The 16,566-nt window shown below is 62.7% G+C and carries 15 protein-coding genes and 1 pseudogene; 11 read left to right on the top strand and 5 right to left on the bottom strand.

Translation table 11 applies throughout. The features are described 5' to 3' along the window. The first annotated feature begins 146 nt into the window (after positions 1–146). The 6 genes from HX817_RS28065 to HX817_RS28040 all read left to right on the top strand — a co-directional run bounded on the left by HX817_RS28065 (position 147) and on the right by HX817_RS28040 (position 6,107). Positions 147–1,814: an AMP-binding protein gene (locus tag HX817_RS28065; protein WP_177041910.1), complete on the top strand. Its 1,668-nt coding sequence runs from the start codon at positions 147–149 to the stop codon at positions 1,812–1,814. A 31-nt stretch (positions 1,815–1,845) separates the two neighbouring features. Continuing rightward, positions 1,846–2,289, top strand: a complete 444-nt coding sequence (locus HX817_RS28060; RefSeq protein WP_003217165.1) for a hotdog fold thioesterase — start codon at positions 1,846–1,848, stop codon at positions 2,287–2,289. A gap of 98 nt (positions 2,290–2,387) precedes the next feature. Continuing rightward, entirely contained in the window at positions 2,388–3,197 is an 810-nt protein-coding gene (locus HX817_RS28055; protein ID WP_177010081.1) for an alpha/beta fold hydrolase, read from the top strand. Further along, positions 3,194–4,048 (top strand): alpha/beta hydrolase, encoded by an 855-nt coding sequence (locus tag HX817_RS28050; protein WP_102369641.1) that lies wholly within the window; start codon positions 3,194–3,196, stop codon positions 4,046–4,048. The genes HX817_RS28055 and HX817_RS28050 overlap by 4 nt, the downstream gene beginning before the upstream one ends. A 102-nt stretch (positions 4,049–4,150) precedes the next feature. Continuing rightward, positions 4,151–4,969 (top strand): DUF4892 domain-containing protein, encoded by an 819-nt coding sequence (locus HX817_RS28045; protein ID WP_177041908.1) that lies wholly within the window; start codon positions 4,151–4,153, stop codon positions 4,967–4,969. Between the two features lie 73 nt (positions 4,970–5,042). Continuing rightward, positions 5,043–6,107, top strand: a complete 1,065-nt coding sequence (locus HX817_RS28040; protein ID WP_003217173.1) for an AI-2E family transporter — start codon at positions 5,043–5,045, stop codon at positions 6,105–6,107. Between the two features lie 28 nt (positions 6,108–6,135). Here HX817_RS28040 and HX817_RS28035 read toward each other — a convergent pair whose 3' ends face one another. Together HX817_RS28035 and HX817_RS28030 are read right to left on the bottom strand one after the other, a co-directional pair. Continuing rightward, entirely contained in the window at positions 6,136–7,173 is a 1,038-nt protein-coding gene (locus HX817_RS28035) for a cell wall metabolism sensor histidine kinase WalK (RefSeq protein ID WP_003217175.1), read from the bottom strand. Further along, on the bottom strand, positions 7,173–7,937 hold the full coding sequence (locus HX817_RS28030; RefSeq protein WP_032898726.1) for a response regulator: 765 nt from the start codon (positions 7,935–7,937) through the stop codon (positions 7,173–7,175). The genes HX817_RS28035 and HX817_RS28030 overlap by 1 nt, the downstream gene beginning before the upstream one ends. Before the next feature lie 290 nt (positions 7,938–8,227). On the opposite strand from HX817_RS28030, the gene pyrF reads away from it, so the two are divergent. Beyond that, a complete protein-coding gene (gene pyrF / locus HX817_RS28025; RefSeq protein ID WP_003217180.1) occupies positions 8,228–8,926 on the top strand; it encodes an orotidine-5'-phosphate decarboxylase in 699 nt (232 codons plus the stop codon). 155 nt (positions 8,927–9,081) lie between these two features. On the opposite strand, the gene HX817_RS28020 is transcribed toward pyrF, so the two are convergent. Next, positions 9,082–10,089 (bottom strand): NADP-dependent oxidoreductase, encoded by a 1,008-nt coding sequence (locus HX817_RS28020; protein ID WP_177041906.1) that lies wholly within the window; start codon positions 10,087–10,089, stop codon positions 9,082–9,084. Positions 10,090–10,318: 229 nt separating this feature from the next. Here HX817_RS28020 and HX817_RS28015 point away from each other — a divergent pair, with 229 nt between their 5' ends. The 4 genes and pseudogenes from HX817_RS28015 to HX817_RS31685 all read left to right on the top strand — a co-directional run bounded on the left by HX817_RS28015 (position 10,319) and on the right by HX817_RS31685 (position 14,791). Continuing rightward, on the top strand, positions 10,319–11,080 hold the full coding sequence (locus HX817_RS28015) for an SDR family oxidoreductase (protein WP_008431261.1): 762 nt from the start codon (positions 10,319–10,321) through the stop codon (positions 11,078–11,080). 203 nt (positions 11,081–11,283) lie between these two features. Next, entirely contained in the window at positions 11,284–12,708 is a 1,425-nt protein-coding gene (locus HX817_RS28010; protein WP_134327080.1) for a PLP-dependent aminotransferase family protein, read from the top strand. 115 nt (positions 12,709–12,823) lie between these two features. Further along, positions 12,824–13,930, top strand: a pseudogene (locus HX817_RS31690) (HAMP domain-containing protein); the annotation flags it as partial. Continuing rightward, entirely contained in the window at positions 13,910–14,791 is an 882-nt protein-coding gene (locus tag HX817_RS31685; RefSeq protein ID WP_371315662.1) for a methyl-accepting chemotaxis protein, read from the top strand. The pseudogene HX817_RS31690 and the gene HX817_RS31685, both read left to right, overlap by 21 nt. A 36-nt stretch (positions 14,792–14,827) precedes the next feature. Here the strand turns inward: HX817_RS31685 and HX817_RS28000 are convergent, their stop codons facing one another. Beyond that, positions 14,828–15,640 carry an alpha/beta fold hydrolase gene (locus tag HX817_RS28000; RefSeq protein ID WP_177010083.1) on the bottom strand — a complete coding sequence of 271 codons (813 nt, stop codon included), beginning with the start codon at positions 15,638–15,640 and terminating at the stop codon, positions 14,828–14,830. A 121-nt stretch (positions 15,641–15,761) separates the two neighbouring features. Beyond that, positions 15,762–16,520: a hypothetical protein gene (locus tag HX817_RS27995; RefSeq protein ID WP_003217193.1), complete on the bottom strand. Its 759-nt coding sequence runs from the start codon at positions 16,518–16,520 to the stop codon at positions 15,762–15,764. Between the last annotated feature and the right edge of the window lie 46 nt (positions 16,521–16,566).

The following is a 16,566-nucleotide window of genomic DNA, read 5'->3' as shown; positions in this document are numbered from 1 at the left end:
GCTGTAAGAGCGGAACCCATTTCAGCCATCACCCAAATAACGGATATACCCCCAAACAGCAGAACTTGCACCCCCCGCGCTCCCATGAAATAGTCAGCCAAGCAAGTGCTTGGTTGGCTACCATCGGAACACAAAGGAGCGCGTCCATGTCTGTCGCTATTCGTTTGCCGCTGCAAGTCTTCTTCGACCGCGAAGCCCGCCACCCACGGCAACGATTCCTGGTTCAGCCCATCAAAGGCGGCGAGGTCCAAACCCTCACCTGGGCCGAAGCCGGTCACCAGGTCCGCTGCGCCGCCCACTGGCTGCGAGCCCGCGACCTGCCCCAGGGCTCCCACATCGCCCTGATCTCGAAAAACTGCGCCCACTGGATCATCGCCGACCTCGCCATCTGGATGGCCGGCCACGTCTCGGTCCCGCTCTACCCCAACCTCACCGCCGACTCCGTCGCCCACGTACTCGAGCATTCCGAAGCCGCACTGGCATTTATCGGCAAACTGGACGACTGGCCCGCCATGTCCGCCGGAGTAAAGGCCGACCTGCCCACCATCAGCCTGCCGCTGTGCCCCGATGGCGAATTCGATTTCACCTGGGCCGACCTGCAAGCCTGCTCACCCATTCAGGACAACCCCGCGCCCGCAGCATCCGATCTAGCCACCATCATCTACACCTCCGGCACCACCGGCCTGCCCAAGGGCGTGATGCACAGCTTCGGCGCGCTGGCCTTCGCGGCCATCCGCGGCACTGAACTGTTCGGCCTGGGGGAGGGCGACCGCCTGCTGTCCTACCTGCCGCTGTGCCACGTCGCCGAACGCATGTTCGTGGAGATGGCCTCGATCTACACCGGACAGACAGTATTTTTCGCCGAGAGCCTCGACACTTTTCTGACAGACCTCAAACGGGCGAGGCCAACAGCGCTGTTCGGCGTACCGCGCATCTGGACCAAATTCCAGATGGGCGTCTATAGCAAAATCCCCCCGAGCCGCCTAGATACCTTGCTGCGCCTGCCCTTCATCGGCAAACGGGTCGGCCACAAAGTACTCGCCGGGTTGGGCCTGGACGCTGTGCGCGTGGCGCTCTCCGGCGCAGCCCCCGTGCCCGAAGCACTGTTGGTCTGGTATCGCCGGCTGGGCCTGGATGTGCTGGAGGTCTATGGCATGACCGAAAGCTGCGGCTACTCCCACGTGTGCCGCCCCGGCCAGCAGAAACTTGGCTGGATAGGCCTGCCATGCCCGGACGTCGAAGTACGCATCGGTGACGACGGCGAAGTCCAGGTACGCAGCGGCGCGACCATGCTCGGTTATTACAAGGACCCGGCAAAAACTGCCGAGACCCTCACCGCCGACGGCTTCCTGCGCACCGGCGACAAGGGCGAGCAGGGCACCGATGGCCGCCTGCGGCTGACCGGGCGGCTCAAGGAAATCTTCAAGACCAGCAAAGGCAAATACGTGGCCCCGGCGCCGATTGAAAACCGCCTGGCCGAACATGCACGCATCGAGCAGGTGTGCGTGGTGGGCGATGGCTTGAGTGCGCCCATGGGCCTGTGCGTGTTATCTGCCGTGGGCCTGCAAGATGCCGCAGGCGCTGGGCGCCAAGCTTTGCAGGGCAGCCTTGAACGCTTGCTGGAAGAGGTCAACCAAGTGCTGGATAAACATGAGCGCTTGCGCCAACTGGTGGTGGTGAAAGACAGTTGGGCGGTGGAAAACGGTTTTCTCACGCCGACCTTGAAGATCAAGCGCAACGTGATTGAATCAGCCTACGGGTCGCAGTTCCTGGCCTGGAGCGAGCGCTCCGAAGCCGTGCTGTGGCAGGATTGAGCACTGACATAAAACCAATAAGGACCGATCAATGAGCCTGTGGCGCACCCAACCGAATATCGAGCAACTGAATGCGATTCAGAAAAACACCATCGGTGAAGTACTGGATATCCGCTTTGAACGTTTTGACGACGAGTCCCTGACGGCCAGCATGGTGATCGACCACCGCACCCATCAACCCTACGGCCTGCTGCACGGCGGCGCGTCGGTGGTACTCGCGGAAACCGTGGGCTCCATGGCCAGTTACCTGTGCATCGACGCCAGCAAGTTCTATTGCGTGGGCCTGGAAATCAACGCCAACCACCTGCGCGGCTTGCGCAGCGGGCGGGTGACGGCGGTGGCCAAGCCGATTCATATCGGGCGCACCACCCACGTGTGGGACATCCGCCTGACCAGCGATGAAGGCAAGGCCAGCTGTGTGTCGCGCCTGACCATGGCCGTGGTACCGCTGGGGGAGACGCCGCCGGCCCGATAGGCGTGGCGTGAGTGTCATCATTCCTGGCAGTTACAGTCATTGCCGTGACTGCCCGGTCTGGGGAGAATCAACACTCTGTTTACGGTGATGGATCAGGTATGTCGCAGCACGTGTTTTTCGCTCACGCCAATGGCTTTCCTTCGGCGACCTACGGCAAATTGTTTGCCGCCCTGGCCCCGGAGTACGCCGTCGCGCATTTGCCGCAGCACGGTCACGACCCCCGGTTTCCAGTGGATGACAATTGGCAGAACCTGGTGGACGAACTGATCCACCACCTTGAGCAACAACCCGAGCCGGTGTGGGGCGTGGGCCATTCGTTGGGTGGCGTGCTGCACTTGCACGCGGCCATGCGTTGCCCGCAGTTGTATCGCGGGGTGGTGATGCTCGATTCCCCGGTGCTGACCCTGGCGGATCGCTGGGTGATCCGCGCGGCCAAGCGCTTCGGTTTTATCGACCGGCTGACCCCGGCGGGGCGCACCCTGGGCCGTCGTGAAGAGTTCGCCGACCTGGCGGCTGCGCGCCAGTACTTCGCTGGCAAGACCTTGTTTCGCGGCTTTGATCCCGACTGTTTTGATGCCTACCTGCAACACGGCCTGGAGCCGGTGGGTGATCGCCTGCGCCTGCGCTTTGATCCGGCCACCGAAATCAGCATCTACCGCGGCGTACCCCACACCAGCCCCGGCCAGGCCCGGCAACTGAAAGTGCCGCTGGCGGTGGTGCGTGGTCGCCAGAGCCGGGTGGTGATGCGTCACCATGCCAGCGGCGTGGGGCGCATGCCCATGGGCGAAATGCTGACCATGCCCGGCGGCCACATGTTTCCCCTTGAACGCCCACAGGACACCGCCACTTTGATCAAGAACCTGTTTGCCCGTTGGGAAGCTCGCCAGCGCGAGCGCAGTTGCGCATGACTGCGCCCGTCGAAGAAGTCCGCCTGGCGCTGCCGCACATCGAGTTGGCGGCGCATCTGTTCGGCCCTGAAGACGGTTTGCCGGTGATTGCCCTGCATGGCTGGCTGGACAACGCCAACAGCTTTGCCCGGCTGGCACCGAAACTCGATGGCCTGCGCATCGTCGCCCTGGACATGGCCGGCCATGGTCACTCGGCCCATCGCCCCGTTGGCGCCGGTTATTCCCTGTGGGATTACGTCCACGACGTGCTGCAAGTCGCCGAACAACTCGGGTGGAAACGTTTTGCATTACTTGGCCACTCCCTCGGCGCCATCGTTTCCCTGGTGTTGGCCGGCGCCTTGCCGGAGCGGGTGACGCACCTGGGATTGATTGATGGCGTGATCCCGCCGACCGGCACCGCAGACAACGCCGCCGAACGCCTCGGCATGGCGTTGCAGGCGCAAATGAACCTGCAGGACAAGCGCAAGCCGGTGTACAGCACCCTTGACCGCGCGGTGGAAGCGCGGATGAAAGGCGTGGTGGCAGTCAGTCGTGAAGCCGCCGAACTGCTGGCCCAGCGTGGCTTGATGCCCGTGCCGGGTGGTTACACCTGGCGCAGCGACAGCCGCCTGACCCTGGCCTCCCCCATGCGCCTGACAGAAGAACAGGCGATGGCCTTCGTGCGCCGAGTCGGCTGTCCGACACAGTTGGTGGTCGCCGAAGACGGCATGTTGGCGAAACATTCCGAATTGCTTTCCGGGCTTACGTTCCAGGTGACTACCTTGCCCGGTGGCCATCATTTGCACCTGAATGACGAGCCAGGCGCTACCCTTGTTGCAGACTGTTTCAATCGGTTCTTCTCCACGCCTTGACTTGGCGGGGTCAACTGCCGAGGCTGGGCGGATCGAAAGGGAGTCAACCATGAACGATCTCAACACCGCAGCGCACCCCAATGGCCAGGGCGCGCCGATCCGATGAGTATGCCGAAGGGATTTTTCCGTGTTCTGGGGCTGTGCTGTTTCAGCCCGCTGGTGTTTGCCGCCGACGTACCGGGTAGCCAGGACTTGCCCGCCGTGGCCCGTCAGGTCGACGCGCAGATCGTCGACTACCGTCCCGTCGAAGAGAAAGAACGTATCTACCCGCTGGGCTCGATCCGCAAGATCAGCGGCCAGCTGCGCTATGAAGGCCAGGCCACCGCCCGCGGCCAAGCCACTGCCATCACCTACGAACTGCCTGCCGAGCACACCTCCAGCGCCGCCTTTACCGCCACCCGCGAAGCCTTGCAGGCCCAGGGCGCGCAACTGCTGTTCTGGTGCCAGGCCCGTGATTGCGGTGAAAGCAGCCTGTGGGCCAATGAAGTGTTCGGCAATGCCAAGCTGGTGGGCGCCGACGGCCAGCAGGAATACCTGCTGCTGCGCCTGGCGGCCCCGCAGGACAACTCCCTGGTCGCGTTGTACGGCATCACCCGGGGCAATCGACGGGCGTACCTGCACGTGGAACAGATGGACGCCAGCGCACCGTTGGGCGATTTGCTGCCGACCTCCGCTACGCTGCTGCGGGAACTGAAAAGCACTGGCGAGCTGGATTTTCCCAAGCTGGGCGCCGAGCCTGACGCCACCTGGCTCACCCTTATTTCCCGCGGATTGAACCTGGATGCCACGTTGCGGGTCAGTTTGACCGGGCCCACCGCCGAGGCATGGCGCCAGGGCTTGATCGATCAGGGCGTACGTGCGGCGCGCCTGGAAACCGGCACCACTGAAGCCAAGGGTTTGCACCTGCATCTGATACGCTGACCGTTCCAGGGCGAACGGACCCGCGCCGTTCGCCTAAGCTCTTGCTCTTACAGACTTCTTTTCGAGAAACCACATGCTCAATAACGATCGCCTGCTGGTGCAGATCCTGCTGCTGGTGTTGTTTGGTGCCAGCTTCTGGGTGATGGCGCCGTTCTGGTCGGCGCTGTTCTGGGGCGCGGTACTGGCGTTTGCCAGTTGGCCGGTGATGCGCTTGCTCACCCGCTGGCTGGGCGGTCGCGAATCGCTGGCCGCCGGGATCCTGACCCTGGTCTGGATGCTATTGGTGGCGTTGCCGCTGGTTTGGCTGGGGTTCAACCTGGCCGACCATGTGCGCGATGCCGTGGGCCTAATCAAGGATATCCAGGTGGATGGCTTGCCTGCGGCGCCCACCTGGCTCGGCTCCATTCCCTTTGTCGGCGAACGATTGGTGGCGATGTGGGACAGCATCGACCAGCAGGGCGCGGCACTGATGGTCACGTTGAAACCGTATCTGGGACAGGTCGGCAACTGGTTGCTGGCCCGCAGTGCGCAGATCGGCGGCGGCATCCTGGAACTGACCCTGAGCCTGGTGTTCGTGTTCTTTTTCTACCGTGACGGGCCGCGCCTAGCGATGTTTGTGCATCGCTTGCTGGAGCGGTTGATCGGCGACCGGGCGGGTTATTACATCGAACTGGTCGCGGGTACGGTGCAGCGGGTGGTCAACGGTGTGATCGGCACCGCTGCCGCCCAGGCCTTGCTGGCGCTGATCGGCTTCTGGATTGCCGGTGTTCCGGGGGCTTTGGTGCTGGGGATCGTGACGTTCCTGCTCAGCCTGATTCCGATGGGCCCGCCGCTGATCTGGATTCCGGCCACCGCCTGGCTCGCCTGGAAGGGCGACTACACCTATGCGGTGTTCCTCGGTGTATGGGGCACGTTCATCATCAGCGGCGTCGACAACGTGCTCAAGCCCTACCTGATCAGCCGTGGCGGCAACCTGCCGCTGGTGATCGTGTTGCTGGGGGTGTTTGGCGGGTTGATTGCGTTCGGCTTTATCGGCCTGTTTATCGGCCCGACATTGCTGGCGGTGGCGTATAGCTTGTTGACTGACTGGAGTGCCACCCAGGCTCAGGTGCGGCGGGAAGATAAAACCGGGCAGTAATGGTTCCTGCAGGGCGCAGGAACCATTCCTACGCCCTTGGCAGCCACATTACGGCGGTAAGGCCGCCGCCCGGAGTTTCCTCCAGGCTCAGCCGTCCACCGAGGCGTTCCACGGCTTCCTTGGAAATCGTCATGCCCAACCCCACGCCACCGGAATTGCGGTTGCGCGAGCCTTCCAGCCGATAAAACGGTTCAAACACCGCCTCGCGTTTATCCGCCGCAATGCCCGGGCCGTGGTCGATCACCTTCACCACCAGCGCCTGCGGAGTGTCCGCGAGTTCGATGCGCGCGGTGCCGGCGTACCGCAGGGCGTTGTCGATCAGGTTGTTCAGGCACGAACGCAGGGCCATCGGTTGCACTTGCAGCGGCGCGCACTCACCACTGCATTGCACATCGGAGCCACGGTCCTGGGCGTTTTCACTCAGGGACTCCACCAGCGCCTGCACATCCAGCCAATGCCGGGTTTCGCTGGTGCGCTGCTCGTGCAGGTAGCTCAGGGTGGCGTCGAGCATGCCGATCATGTCGTCCAGGTCCTGGCGCATCTGGCCCTGCAGCTTGGTGTCTTCGATCTGTTCCAGGCGCAGCTTGAGCCGTGACAGCGGCGTGCGCAGGTCGTGGGACACGGCGCCCAGCATGCGGGCACGCTGGGTGACCTGTTCGCGGATGCGCTTTTGCATCAGGTTGAAGGTCGATGCCGCTTGCCGCGCCTCTCGTGGGCCGGACTCGTTCAGCGGTGGGCTGTCGAGGTCCAGGCTCAGGCGCTCGGCCGCGGCGCTCAGGCGCTGGATCGGCCGGCTGAGCAGCTTGGCGCCATACCAGGCGGCGATGATCAGCGAGATAAACTGGAAGGTCAGTGGCACCACAGGCCCGCCGAACCAGGGACGGCGATGCTCCTTGGGCATTGGCGTCAGGCTGCCGTCCGGTTGCTCGATGAAGGTCTCGTGGGGCGGAGGGGGCGGCGGGCCATAATGGTGAAACCAGAAGAATGCCAGCGCGTGGGCCAGCACAATCGCTACCAGCAACACACCGAACAGCCGCCCGAACAGGGTGTTGAAGGCGTTGCGCATCAGCCGATATCTCGGGCGTCGAACAGGTAGCCTTCACCGCGTACGGTCTTGATCAACTGCGGGGCCTTGGGGTCGTCCCCCAGCTTCTGGCGCAGGCGCGAGACCAGCAGGTCAATGCTGCGATCAAAGGCCTCGATGGAGCGACCCCGGGCCGCGTCCAGCAATTGTTCGCGGCTCAGCACCCGGCGCGGGCGCTCGATAAACACCCACAGCAAACGGAATTCGGCGTTGGACAGCGGCACCACCAGCCCGTCGTCGGCCACCAGCTGGCGCAGCACGCTGTTGAGGCGCCAGTTGTCGAAGCGGATATTCGCCCGCTGCTCGGTGCGGTCATCCCGCACCCGGCGCAGGATGGTCTGGATGCGCGCCACCAGTTCACGGGGCTCGAAGGGCTTGGACATGTAGTCGTCGGCACCCAGTTCCAGGCCGATAATGCGGTCGGTAGGTTCGCAGCGGGCGGTGAGCATCAGGATCGGGATGTCCGATTCCGCCCGCAGCCAGCGGCACAGCGACAGGCCGTCTTCGCCCGGCAGCATCAGGTCGAGCACCACCACGTCGAAGGTCTCGGCTTGCATGGCCTGGCGCATGGCCGCGCCATCGGTCACGCCGCTGGCGAGGATATTGAAGCGCGCCAGGTAATCGATCAGCAGTTCGCGGATCGGCACGTCGTCGTCGACAATCAGTGCGCGGGTATTCCAGCGTTTGTCTTCACCGACAAGCGAGGCTTTTTGATCGTCATTCAGCACAGGAGTCAGGGTTTGCATGGTGCGATCATCTACCTGGTTGGCCGCCGGGCCGAAGCTCGGCGGCGAGGTTGTTGCGTTCAGCATAGGCGCCCAGCCCCGGGGCTGGAAGTTCTGTACGATGGTTCTCGTGTGCGAGGCTAATCTTCGGGGGTATTGCAGGCATGTCGGGAATGTATCTGTTTCGACACAATTGCCCGGGAGCCCGCAATCTGGCGGCTAAATCGCGAATTACCGATCATCGGATCCCGCAAACCCGCTGCTTGCGCTACAATCCGCGCCGATTTCGACTTGCCTGAGAGCCCATTCCAATGTCCGCCTGCCAGACTCCTATCATCGTCGCCCTGGATTACCCCACTCGTGACGCCGCACTGAAGCTGGCTGACCAGTTGGACCCCAAGCTTTGCCGGGTCAAGGTTGGCAAGGAACTGTTCACCAGTTGTGCCGCCGAAATTGTCGGCACCTTGCGTGACAAAGGGTTCGAGGTGTTCCTCGACCTGAAATTCCACGATATCCCCAACACCACCGCGATGGCGGTCAAGGCCGCCGCCGAAATGGGCGTGTGGATGGTCAACGTGCACTGCTCCGGCGGCTTGCGCATGATGGCTGCGTGCCGTGAAGTGCTCGATCAGCGCAGCGGCCCCAAGCCACTGCTGATTGGCGTGACCGTGCTGACCAGCATGGAGCGTGAAGACCTGGCCGGCATCGGCCTGGACATCGAGCCACAGGAACAAGTGCTGCGCCTCGCGGCCCTGGCGCAAAAGGCTGGCCTGGACGGCCTGGTGTGCTCGGCGCTGGAAGCGCAGGCGCTGAAGACCGCCCACCCGGCGTTGCAACTGGTGACCCCGGGGATTCGGCCGGCGGGCAGCGCCCAGGACGACCAGCGTCGCATCCTGACCCCACGCCAGGCCCTGGATGCCGGTTCCGATTACCTGGTGATCGGTCGCCCGATCAGCCAGGCGGCCGACCCGGCCAAGGCGCTGGCAGCGGTAGTTGCCGAGATTGCCTGACCTACCCGACCTGAAGCGGGCACGGTAAAAAAATGTGGGAGCGGGCTTGCTCGCGAAGGCGGTAGAGCAGTCACCTTATGCATTGACTGTCACACCGCCTTCGCGAGCAAGTCGAACCGTCGCACCGCCGCTCCCACATTTGGTTCTGCGGTGTGTCAGCTGACCTTCAACACCAACTTCCCAAAGTTCTCACCGTTGAACAGTTTCATCAGCGTCTCCGGGAACGTTTCCAGCCCCTCGACTATATCTTCCTTGCTCTTGAGCTTGCCCTGAGCCATCCAGCCGGCCATTTCCTGCCCGGCAGCGGCAAAATTCGCCGCGTGGTCCATCACCACAAACCCTTCCATGCGCGCACGATTGACCAGCAGAGACAGGTAGTTGGCCGGCCCTTTGACAGCTTCCTTGTTGTTGTACTGGCTGATGGCGCCGCAGATCACTACGCGGGCTTTCAATTCCAGGCGGCTGAGCACGGCATCGAGAATGTCCCCGCCGACGTTATCGAAATACACGTCCACACCTTTCGGGCACTCGCGCTTGAGACCGGCATGCACGTCTTCGTTCTTGTAGTCGATGGCGGCATCAAAACCCAGCTCATCCACCAGGAACCTGCATTTGTCGGCGCCGCCAGCGATGCCTACCACGCGGCAGCCTTTGATCTTGGCAATCTGCCCGGCAATGCTGCCCACCGCGCCTGCCGCGCCGGAGATCACCACGGTCTCGCCGGCCTTGGGCGCGCCGGTGTCCAGCAGGGCGAAGTAAGCGGTCATGCCGGTCATCCCCAGCGCCGACAGATAACGCGGCAACGGCGCGAGTTTCGGATCGACCTTGTAGAAACCCCGCGGCTCACCGAGGAAGTAATCCTGCACACCCAAGGCACCGTTGACGTAGTCGCCCACGGCAAATTTCGGGTTGTTCGACGCGATCACCTTGCCTACGCCCAGGGCGCGCATGACTTCGCCGATACCCACCGGTGGAATGTAGGATTTGCCCTCGTTCATCCAGCCGCGCATGGCCGGGTCCAGGGACAGGTATTCGTTGTGCACCAGCACCTGGCCGTCCTGGGGTGTACCCACCGGCACTTCCTGGTAAGTGAAGGTGTCCCGCGTGGCCGCGCCGACCGGGCGTTTGGCGAGCAGGAATTGGCGGTTGGTCTGGGCAGTCATGGCAGCGACTCTTGAGAAGTGGACCTTGAGTGATAGACCCTTCGGGCTGCACCGGCAAGGTGCGCGGCACCTGCGAATGCCCACCGATCCACTGCAATGATAGTGATGAGGGTGCCGTTATCACTGCGGCTCATGGTTCGCCAACCGGGCTTTTGATAGTGCTGACGCGCCGATGGTGGCTCTGGCTAGACTGGGGTCATCGAGCATCCCCATCGAAGGAACATCCACCATGAGCATGACATTTTCCGGCCAGGTCGCCCTGGTGACCGGTGCGGCCGCCGGCATTGGCCGCGCCACTGCGCTGGCGTTCGCCGCTGAAGGCTTGAAAGTCGTAGTCGCCGACCTGGACGCGGCTGGCGGCGAGGGCACTGTGGCGCTGATTCATCAGGCCGGTGGCGAAGCGGTGTTTGTGCGCTGCAATGTCACCCTCGAAGCGGACGTGCAGCAGTTGATGCAGCAGACCGTGGCCACCTATGGCCGGTTGGACTATGCCTTCAACAACGCCGGGATCGAGATCGAGAAGGGCAAGCTGGCGGACGGCAGCCTGGATGAGTTCGACGCAATCATGGGCGTCAACGTCAAGGGCGTGTGGCTGTGCATGAAGTATCAACTGCCGTTGCTGCTGGCTCAGGGCGGCGGCGCCATCGTCAACACGGCTTCTGTGGCAGGACTTGGGGCGGCGCCGAAGATGAGTATCTATGCCGCGTCCAAGCACGCGGTGATCGGCCTGACCAAGTCGGCGGCGATCGAGTACGCGAAAAAGAAAATCCGCGTCAACGCGGTATGCCCGGCCGTGATCGACACCGATATGTTCCGCCGTGCCTATGAAGCTGACCCGCGCAAAGCCGAATTTGCCGCCGCCATGCACCCGGTCGGGCGTATCGGCAAGGTCGAGGAGATCGCCAGCGCAGTGCTTTATCTGTGCAGCGACGGTGCTGCCTTCACCACGGGCCAGGCATTGGCGGTGGACGGTGGCGCGACCGCGATTTAGGAAGTGAGGCGGATGCCATTCAGAAAAGCGTTGGAGGCGCTGTGGGGTTTTTCCGCAGGTGGCCAGATGCCTCACCTGAATGTGTTTCACTAGGTAAATAATTCAATTAAATCAATGATTTAATAAATCTTGATCGCGGCTGTCATTGGGCTTCTGTGCTTAACTGGTTTGGGTTAAATGACAACAGTTTAAGTGAGTGGCTCATGGATTTAGGGATCGATCGACAAGCCCTTGTACCGGTAGTGCAGCAAATCGTCAGTGCGCTGGCCGCCTGGATTCGCGAGAGCGGCGCCAGCCCCGGGACGCGGTTGCCCTCGGTGCGGCAACTGGCCCACGAGAACCTGCTCAGTCAGTCCAGCGTCATCGAGGCGTTCGAGCGGATGGTTGCCCAAGGTGTGCTGGCCTCAAGGCAAGGCGCCGGTTTCTGTGTGGCCCAGCCACCCGCCGAGCGTGGTCTTCGCGGTGAAAACCAATGGTATGAGGGCGCCGAGTCGGGGTGGGGCGCCTTCATCGACAATCAACTGGGCGAACTGAAACTGGGATGCGGCTGGCTGCCGGACACCTGGCGCGAGAGCGACGACATCAGTTACGCGATTCGTGAAGTCACCCGCACCGACACTGCGGCGGTCTTCAACTACAGCACGCCGCTGGGGCTGCCGGCCCTGCGTGAACAGCTGCTCAAGCGCCTGGCGCACATCCAGGTGGCAACCCGGGTCGAGCATATCCTCACCACCCACGGCGCGAGCCACGCCCAGGACCTGCTGATCCGCACGTTGCTCAAGGCCGGCGATACCGTGGTGGTGGAAAGCCCGGGGTACGGCAACCTTTACCGCCAACTGGCCTTTCATGGTGTCAAGCTGCTGGAAGTGCCGCGCACCCGTGGCGGCCCGGACATGCATGCCCTGGAAGCGCTGTTGCGCGGGCACCGGCCCAAGTGCCTGTTCATCAACAGCCTGTATCACAACCCCACCGGCACCAGCCTGTCCCTGGCGGTGGCCGAGCGCTTGCTGCAACTGGCCCATTCCCAGGACTTCTTCATCATCGAGGAGGACGTCTATGGCGACCTGCAACATGCCACGTGCACCCGGTTGTCGGCGTTGCCCCACGAGGACCGGGTGATCTATGTCTCGAGTTTTTCCAAGACCCTCAGCAGCGCCTTGCGGGTGGGGTACCTCACGGCCAGCGGGGCGATCATCGCGCAATTGGCCAGGGTCAAGACCTTGACCGGCATCGGCACCTCGCGGTTTGCCGAGGCGGTGGTGGCGACGTTGCTGGCCAATGGTACCTACCGCAAGTGGGTGCAACGCCTGCGCCGGCGGCTGAGCACGGAAATGGCCATGACCCTGCAGGTGCTGGAAGACGAAGAGTGGGAGGTGTTTGCGGTGCCGGCGGGGGGCATGTTCCTCTGGGCGCGCCCTGGTGTCGGCGACCGTTCCACCGTGCAGGCACGGGCTCGCCGGCTGGGGGTGTTGCTGTCGCCGGGGACGCTTTTCAGCCCGACGGGCGAATCCAGCGACTGGCTGCGCATCAATGTGGCCTACGCTTCTGATCAGCGTGCACTGGCGTTGTTCAAGGCCATGGGGCCGGCAGGATCGACCTCTACCATTCTGAAAACGACGAGGATGTAGCTTTTTGCCATTATTGTGGCGCCAAACCCTTGTATTCAGTGCCCCGGGGTTGCGAATCTCGCTGCATCGAAACCTGGCTTGATGGCATTCGCCATTGCAAGAGGACTCAAGTGCAATGATTTCTGCCGTGCAACGACGTTTTGCCAACCTCGGTATGGCCAAGAAACTGGGCTTGGGCTTTGCCCTGGTACTGCTGTTGACGGCATTGGTGGCCGCGATTGGCGTGTGGTCGCTGCAAACCGTTGGCCAGCGCTTCGAGGGCCTTAAAGCCATGTCGGCGCTCAACAGCGGCTTGCTCAAGGTGCGCTTGATCGAGCAGGACTACGCGTTGCATGCCGACCCCAAGTCGGTGGACGCCTTGCACGAAAGTGTCGACGCGTTGGCGGCCCAGGCGGTAATTCTCAAGGCCCAGTCGCCTGCCAATGTCCCGGTGATGAGCGACGTCGAGCAGGCGCTGGCGGCGTATCGCAAGGCGTTCGATGAGTTTGTCGAGCTGACCCAGACCAAGGACCTGGCGCTTGAAATGGCCAGTTGGTCGGTCTCCAGTGTCGCCAACAACCTTGATGTGTTGCAGGCCGGGCTGGCGGACGACGGCGCCTATGGCCTCAAGGAAAGCCAGGGCAAGGAAGGTGCCGAATTCATCGAGCAGGCGGGGCAGGTCAGCCAGGTCTCGCGCCTGATGCTGCAGGCCATGAACGAAGCGCACGTGCGCCTGGACCAGAGCCGCAAGGGCGATGACGAGAACGCCGAGCAGGGCAAGATCGAGCAGGCCGATCAGGCCCTGGCCCAGGTCGAACAGCTGAAAACCACCGTCAAGGATTCTGGCTACCAAACCGTGCTTAACGAAGTGTCCGGGCATATCGCGGCCTTCAGCGAAAAACTCGGCGAATACACCGGGCTGCTGGCCCAGGAAAAAGTCGTCTACAAGCAGTTGCACGAGCGCGCAGCCGAAGTGGTCACCCGGGTCAATCAGGCCTACGACGCAGAAGACCTGTCGATGCAGTCGCAGTTGAAGAAAAGCGCGTTGCTGATCATCGGTTCTTCGGCGTTGGCGTTATTGGTCGGGCTGATTGCCGCGTGGATCATTACCCGTTTGATCGTTGCGCCGTTGCGCAGCGTGATTGCAGTGGCCCAGCAGATTGCCGCCGGTGATCTCAGTGGCCGTATGGAAGTCAGTCGCCGGGACGAGATGGGCCAGTTGATGCTCGCGATGCAACAGATGAGCAGCGGCCTCAGCAGCATGGTCAGCGGGTTGCAGGCGGGTATCGAGCAACTGGCCAGCTCTGCCCATTCGCTGTCCAGCGTCACCGAGCAGACCAATATCGAGGTCAGCAGCCAGAAGGAAGAAACCGAGCAGGTGGCCACGGCCATGAACCAGATGACCGCCACCGTGCACGATGTGGCGCGCAACGCCGAAGAAGCGGCCCAGGCGGCGCAGACGGCGGATGACAAGGTCGACAGCGGCCAGCAGGTGGTGCGTCAGAGCTTGCAGCGTATCGAGTTGCTGGCCAGCTCCGCGACCTCCGCCAGTACCAGCATCGAAAGCCTGAGCGCGGAGATCCAGACTATCGGCACCGTCCTTGAGGTGATCAAGAGCGTGGCCGAGCAAACCAACCTGCTGGCGCTGAATGCGGCCATCGAGGCGGCGCGGGCGGGCGAGCAGGGCCGCGGTTTTGCCGTGGTGGCCGACGAGGTGCGGGCGCTGGCCAAGCGCACCCAGCAATCGACCGAGGAAATCGAACGGTTGGTCAGTACCTTGCGCAGCGCTGCGCAGGCTTCGGTGCAGCAGATCAGGCAGAGCGGCGAACTGGTCAAGCTGGCGGTCAGTGATGCCCTGGAAACCGAAAGCGCCCTGGGCAGCATCGCGGCGGCGGTGTCGTTGATCCAGCAGATGAACCAGCAGATTGCCGCAGCGGCCGAAGAGCAAAGCTCGGTGGCCGAGGAAATCAACCGCAGCGTCACCAGCATCCGTGCGAGTGCCGATCAATCGGCGTTGAGCATGCAGGGCAATGCAGCGTCGAGCATCGAGCTGGCGCAGTTGGGTACGGAGCTTAAGGGGATGGTCGGGCACTTCCGCCTTTGATCACCGCAGGCCTGCGGTGATCAAAGGGCAGGGCGGTCAGGCGTTGTTGGCCAGGAAGGTCAGCAGCGCTTCGTTGACGAAATCGGGGTTTTCCCGGCTGGAGATATGCCCGGCGTGCGGAATCAACGTCAGCGCGCAGCCGATCAAGGCCGCCATTTCCTCTGATTCGGCCGGTGGGCGTGGCTTGTCCTGCTCGCCACACATCACCAGGGTGGTGTCGGTGTCGAGGCGCGCCAGTTGTGCCAACACATCCGCGCGGCTGAAGATAATCCGGCCCAGGGGCACGATGCTGTGCACCAGGCGTTCCTTGGGGAAGGCCTGCAGTGCGTTGCGGAAATCCTGGTACAAGGCCGACTCCCGGTCGATACCGGGACGGAAGAAGATCGGTGCCACCACATCCAGCAGCGGTTCCGGAATGGCGCCGGCATCTTCGATCATCTTGAACAGCGAAAAGTAGTATTGGCGAGTGGCTTCCGGCTCGGCGCCCAGGTGCGTGTCCATCAGCACCAGGCTGTTGACCCGCTCGGGAGCCAGCAGCGCCAGGCGTGCGCCCCACATGCCGCCGACCGACAAGCCCACGAGGTTGACCCGGGCAATGTCCAGGTGATCCAGCAGCGCCAGGTGCTGGCGTGCGAGGTCGTCCAGGGATGCAGTGTTTGCAGGCAGTGCGCCGGACTCGCCGTGGCCCCAAAGCTCGGGGACGATCACCCGGTACTGTTGCGACAGGGCTTCGATCTGCGGCGCCCACATCTGGCTGTCCCACAGGTAGCTGGAACCGAGGAGAACGGCCGGGCCGGTGCCCTGGTCGAGGTAATGCAGCGGTTGTCCATCGATGAGCACGACAGGCATGGCGAAGCCCTTTTCGTTAACGGAGAGAGGGGCCTTTTTTACGCTATTCGAGGGGAAGGGGATAGGTGCAGAGTGATGGCATGTGGCGAGCGGGTTTGCCGCCCACCACAATGGCAGGGGATCAGTCGTAGATGGCTTTCTTCTTCCAGTCGGCGTCCGCATCCACCACTTTCAAGCCTTCGGTCAATTCGTTGACCTCGTCTTCAGCCGGTTCAAGGTTGGACAGCACCATGGAGTTGGCGCGCGCCAGCTGTTTCTCGAGCAATTGCAGCTGCTGGCTGTACACCACCGGCTCCGGTTGCTTGCGCAGGTACTGCACGCCGCGTTCGAACGCCAGGCGAGCCTGGCCCGGCTGGCCTTGTTGCAGTGCGTGCTGGCCCAGGTTGTTGAAGAACTCGATGTGCAGCAGCACCAGGATATGGCGGATTTCCTTGATCCAGTGCTTGGCTTCATTGGTCGGCAGGAAACCGTCCTGGGCCGCTCGGGTCACCTGGCCATGCAGTGCTTCGAGCAGGAAACGTACATCCTTGGCCTTGGCTTCGGTCTGGATCGGGCCTGGCGGGTTGTTCACCGGAATCGATTCGCCCTGGGCCACCAGCGCGTTGAGTTCAGTGATGCGTGCCTTGAGCGACGCATTGGACTTGTCGAGGTTCAGCAGGCGCTGATTGACGTTGAGCTCCAGGCGGGTCAGCAGCAACTTGAGTCGCGGCGTCATCAACTGGCCAGGGAAGGTCTCGGTGATTTCGCCGCAGCGGCGCAGCCGGTCATTGAGTTCGATCCGGGTCCGGTTCTTTTCCAGCTTATTGTTTTCCACCACGTGGTTCATGTAGCCAATGGCGATCAGTATTACGATCCCGGCTATTACCAGCAGGGTGATCATGAGTGGTGTCACCGGTGTGACCTCTTTATGGGGTTTGCATTGAAGT

It is taken from the genome of Pseudomonas sp. C6002, assembly GCF_013385805.1.
In the GTDB taxonomy this organism is placed as follows: Bacteria; Pseudomonadota; Gammaproteobacteria; order Pseudomonadales; family Pseudomonadaceae; genus Aquipseudomonas.
The sequence above is the reverse complement of the archived record's forward strand: the minus strand, read 5'-3'. Positions and strand labels throughout refer to the sequence as shown.

Excerpts from the sequence above, each read along its gene's own strand:
- HX817_RS28065 (WP_177041910.1), top strand. The coding sequence starts at position 147 with ATGTCTGTCGCTATTCGTTTGCCGCTGCAAGTCTTCTTCGACCGCGAA.
- HX817_RS28060 (WP_003217165.1), top strand. The coding sequence starts at position 1,846 with ATGAGCCTGTGGCGCACCCAACCGAATATCGAGCAACTGAATGCGATT.
- HX817_RS28055 (WP_177010081.1), top strand. The coding sequence starts at position 2,388 with ATGTCGCAGCACGTGTTTTTCGCTCACGCCAATGGCTTTCCTTCGGCG.
- HX817_RS28050 (WP_102369641.1), top strand. The coding sequence starts at position 3,194 with ATGACTGCGCCCGTCGAAGAAGTCCGCCTGGCGCTGCCGCACATCGAG.
- HX817_RS28045 (WP_177041908.1), top strand. The coding sequence starts at position 4,151 with ATGAGTATGCCGAAGGGATTTTTCCGTGTTCTGGGGCTGTGCTGTTTC.
- HX817_RS28040 (WP_003217173.1), top strand. The coding sequence starts at position 5,043 with ATGCTCAATAACGATCGCCTGCTGGTGCAGATCCTGCTGCTGGTGTTG.
- HX817_RS28035 (WP_003217175.1), bottom strand. The coding sequence starts at position 7,173 with ATGCGCAACGCCTTCAACACCCTGTTCGGGCGGCTGTTCGGTGTGTTG.
- HX817_RS28030 (WP_032898726.1), bottom strand. The coding sequence starts at position 7,937 with ATGCAAACCCTGACTCCTGTGCTGAATGACGATCAAAAAGCCTCGCTT.
- pyrF (WP_003217180.1), top strand. The coding sequence starts at position 8,228 with ATGTCCGCCTGCCAGACTCCTATCATCGTCGCCCTGGATTACCCCACT.
- HX817_RS28020 (WP_177041906.1), bottom strand. The coding sequence starts at position 10,089 with ATGACTGCCCAGACCAACCGCCAATTCCTGCTCGCCAAACGCCCGGTC.
- HX817_RS28015 (WP_008431261.1), top strand. The coding sequence starts at position 10,319 with ATGAGCATGACATTTTCCGGCCAGGTCGCCCTGGTGACCGGTGCGGCC.
- HX817_RS28010 (WP_134327080.1), top strand. The coding sequence starts at position 11,284 with ATGGATTTAGGGATCGATCGACAAGCCCTTGTACCGGTAGTGCAGCAA.
- HX817_RS31685 (WP_371315662.1), top strand. The coding sequence starts at position 13,910 with ATGCTCGCGATGCAACAGATGAGCAGCGGCCTCAGCAGCATGGTCAGC.
- HX817_RS28000 (WP_177010083.1), bottom strand. The coding sequence starts at position 15,640 with ATGCCTGTCGTGCTCATCGATGGACAACCGCTGCATTACCTCGACCAG.
- HX817_RS27995 (WP_003217193.1), bottom strand. The coding sequence starts at position 16,520 with ATGATCACCCTGCTGGTAATAGCCGGGATCGTAATACTGATCGCCATT.